This is a genomic window from Lysinibacillus sp. fls2-241-R2A-57, assembly GCF_030209535.1.
Taxonomy (GTDB): Bacteria; Bacillota; Bacilli; order Bacillales_A; family Planococcaceae; genus Lysinibacillus.
The window spans coordinates 1-3,444 of record NZ_JARVRU010000130.1 but is presented as its reverse complement, the minus strand read 5'-3'; the positions used below and the strand labels follow the sequence as shown (position 1 = coordinate 3,444).

The 3,444-nt window shown below is 37.7% G+C and carries 4 protein-coding genes and 1 pseudogene; 2 read left to right on the top strand and 3 right to left on the bottom strand.

All coding sequences use genetic code 11. The features are described 5' to 3' along the window. Both QRN68_RS18875 and QRN68_RS18870 read left to right on the top strand, forming a co-directional pair. A pseudogene (locus QRN68_RS18875) lies at positions 1–268 on the top strand (hypothetical protein); the annotation flags it as partial. 260 nt (positions 269–528) lie between these two features. After that, a complete protein-coding gene (locus QRN68_RS18870) occupies positions 529–1,146 on the top strand; it encodes an exosporium glycoprotein BclB-related protein (protein ID WP_285398443.1) in 618 nt (205 codons plus the stop codon). 147 nt (positions 1,147–1,293) lie between these two features. On the opposite strand, the gene QRN68_RS18865 is transcribed toward QRN68_RS18870, so the two are convergent. From QRN68_RS18865 to QRN68_RS18855, 3 genes are all read right to left on the bottom strand, one after another. Further along, a complete protein-coding gene (locus tag QRN68_RS18865; RefSeq protein WP_285398442.1) occupies positions 1,294–1,806 on the bottom strand; it encodes a YfiT family bacillithiol transferase in 513 nt (170 codons plus the stop codon). Between the two features lie 137 nt (positions 1,807–1,943). Then, on the bottom strand, positions 1,944–2,426 hold the full coding sequence (locus tag QRN68_RS18860) for a hypothetical protein (protein WP_285398441.1): 483 nt from the start codon (positions 2,424–2,426) through the stop codon (positions 1,944–1,946). A gap of 92 nt (positions 2,427–2,518) precedes the next feature. Further along, positions 2,519–3,163, bottom strand: coding sequence for a hypothetical protein (locus tag QRN68_RS18855; protein ID WP_285398440.1), 645 nt, complete (start codon positions 3,161–3,163; stop codon positions 2,519–2,521). Positions 3,164–3,444: the final 281 nt, after the last annotated feature.

Sequence of the window (3,444 nt, the reverse complement as noted above, 5' to 3'; positions counted from 1 at the left end):
CATTCTTGAAGCAGCTAAAACTGTTCATGAGCCTGTCATTCTTGAAGCAGCTAAAGTGGTTGATGAGCAAGAGGACAAAAATATATCCCCTATTTTAAAAAGTGATGAATTTGAAATTTTTAAACCTACATCAGAGAAAGTATATGAAACCCATGCACAATTTGAAGAGGTAAACAAGCAACCCGAGCTAAAAGACGAATCACCTGAAGAAGGCCCAAAAAAAGATAAGGTTTCTTTGTTTTTCAATTTCTTTCGAAAATGGAGTTAGTTTAAAGTGATACAGAGTATAGTAACAATAGAGATTTATACGATAAATCCGTCCAATACGTATGAAAATACATATTGGACTTTTTTTATGTTCAATTAAGAAATTGGCCGAACGTCAAATTCATTAGAGAATACTTGCTATTACCAAAAATGCCTTTAAAAAAGCCTTATTAATTTCCGCTTATAAAACCTACAATGTGGATATTTGCCCTAACCCTATAATCTTAGCTGAATAGAATAATGAAGAAAGGGGGTGTAAAAATGTGTATGAATTGTATGAATTCAGCGTGTGGCGGCTGCGCAAATCAAAATAATCAGTGTACAGCACTTGGTCCTTTTGAAGCTATAGAAGCTGCATGTATTACTACTCCACCAGCAACAGGCTCCATCATCCCATTCGCGTCAGGTAATGTTCCTGTTGCTTTAGCAGCAGTTGGTGGTGGTGCGATCGGTACAGTAAGTATGGTAGGATTCGGCACGTCTATTGTGGGGGTAACTCTTACTGGTACAAATATAGACTTAGCAGGTGCTACTACTGGAATGGAGGCCTTTTCAGTTCCACGTGCAGGTACTATTACATCTATTTCTGCTACCTTGTCTGTAACACTTGCTGCAGCACTTACAGGAACAGCAACAGTCAGAGCACAAATTTACCGCGCGCCTGCGGGAAGTAATCTTTTCAGCCCTACAGATGCATTTGTTGATTTAGCACCAGCTCTCACATCATTAGTAGTAGGAGCTATTACATTTGGTACTAGAAACGTGACACCAGTACCAGTAGCTGCTGGTGATCGTTTATTAATGGTATTCTCTGTTACTACCTCAGGAGCTGCTGCTCTTGTTACTGGTAACGCAAGTGCAGGAATTAACATTGTATAAAAAATTATATTCGTAAGTTAGATTAAACCTACCATATAGTATTATTATCCTTGTAACATACGATATTTACTTGAAAACAATTTCAAAAGTAGGCGATTTTCTTCAAAATGAAGAAATCGCCTACTTTTCGCTCTAAACATATAGTTGTTATTTTGCTAAAGCAATCTGAATATGAGCAAGATGATGCTTCCCATGCCAAGCGTACAAGGCTAAGGCTTTTTCAAGTGTCATTAACCCTGAATCAGGATGATGAAACGCTTGCTGTAATTGCTCTTCTGATAAGCTTTTTAGTAAATAAAACCAGCGTTCATGTAAACCCTCAATCATTTTATAAGATGTCGATGCAGGCATTTCTGAATCCGGAAGCTGTGCCCAATCCACTTCGTTATAAGGTTTAATTGTTGGAACATCCTCTGTCAAAGCTAGCTTAAAACGAATATAGCTATTCATATGACTATCCGCAATATGGTGGACAAGCTGCGTAACCGTCCAGCCGTTTTCTCGGTAGGATTTTGCTAATGATTGTTCACTTGCATCATTAAGTGCCTCGGCTAGTTGTTCGGGTAATAGACGAATATCCTCCATCCACCCCTTTACTTGCTGCGCTGTAACGACTTCAGGAAATTGAAATTGCCCAATTGGATATCGTAAATCGGTCATGTAGCTTTCCTCCGTTTCTATTTTCTTACTTTTCATATTACCAATTTAATATTTTTCACGCCACTATGTATAAAACCCTCATTTTGTAAGAATTATAGCTTACAAAACAAGGGTCATTGTTTGAACAATTAACTTTTCTATTCATTGATATCATAAATTAACGTATCAAAATAGCTCCCATTGGTATACAATAACATCGCCCATTCACCAGGTTTTGGGATTTTCACACTTGAAGGTGTATGAGCATCTGCACCATTAACAGGTCCACCAAGTCCTATAGTCCAACCATCTACTAAAATAGGATGAATCGTTTTAGAATCTTTATGATACCCGACAATTGTTAACTTAGTATTACGAACTTCTTCAATCCCCCAAAGGTGCCACATCCATTTTTGACTGTTTAAGCTTGGCATATCGGCACCAATAACGCCTGATTTATTGGCATTACCGATGATTCCTCTATCCCCAAACTCTACTGCCTTGTTGTCCCAATCAATCGATTTAAAATCACTTTCTTGTACAAAATCAGGTAAATCATCTGGCAGAGCAACAGCTTTCTCATTCATTGTACAGCCAACTAAAAATAACAACACTGTAAAGAAAACTATACACCGCTTCATTACATCGCTCCCTATATAGTCATGATATCTACTATGAAACGAATTATGTAAACGAATTGTTACAGAGTATTCAGAAAAATAAGTGTAACCTATTATTCTATAGATCTCATCACAAATTTAACTAACGTCTTTAACGGATGAGTAATCGTTAACGCTGACTCTTTTTCAAATTGCTGTGCTGCTTCAACCATTGAAAGCTGTGCAACTGAAATCTGCCGCTGCCCCCTCGCTACATGCTGAAGGGTTTGTCTAATAGCAGTATTATACGCTTCCTTTTTTCCCTGCATAATTAGCTCAAAAGCATCGTCGATAACTTTTGCTACAACATCTATCGATTTTTCATGCTGCTCAGCGTATTGCTGAAGCCTGTTCATCGTACCTTCTACAGTTTCAGGATTTGTAAAAAGAATCGTTTGAGGCTGCTTTTCTTCATATACGGTTTCAAAATAGGGCTCATCTATTTTAATAATTGGAATAGAGAGGTCCAGCTGTTCTTCCTCTAACAATGCAATATAATTCGTACACGTTATTAAAATGACATCTATACTGCAGCTCGCCATCCATTCAAGCTGCTCTTTAACTTTAACAGCTAACCCATTAGTCCCCTTTGAAACTTGCTGTATAAGACCAGGATCCACAAAATGAACTAGCTCCACGTTGTCGATGTTTTGAAATGCATGTTCTATATACTCAATATTTGAATGGTGTGCATGCAAGCATCCGAGCTTCTTCCTCAAGTGTAATCCCCCTAATTAATAAGCTGTTTTTCCATTGTTGCGATATCAAGAGAAATGCCGTTACGATTTTCTCGCATAACGTTATGAATTACTGATGCATCCTTTGCTTGCGCTAAAATAATGTTCATCTTCAATCACCCCTCAATGAATTAATATACATTATAACGTATCGCCAGACAAAACGAAGAGGCTGGGACAAAACCTCATTTTTCTGCAATGACAGCGGCAAAAATCTTTAATGAGCTGCAGTTTTGAGATTTATCGAGAACTTTTGATTGTTT

Bases quoted from the DNA above. Each gene is read 5' to 3' on its own strand.
- QRN68_RS18860 (WP_285398441.1), bottom strand. From the start codon at position 2,426: ATGAAGCGGTGTATAGTTTTCTTTACAGTGTTGTTATTTTTAGTTGGC.
- QRN68_RS18870 (WP_285398443.1), top strand. From the start codon at position 529: ATGTGTATGAATTGTATGAATTCAGCGTGTGGCGGCTGCGCAAATCAA.
- QRN68_RS18865 (WP_285398442.1), bottom strand. From the start codon at position 1,806: ATGACCGATTTACGATATCCAATTGGGCAATTTCAATTTCCTGAAGTC.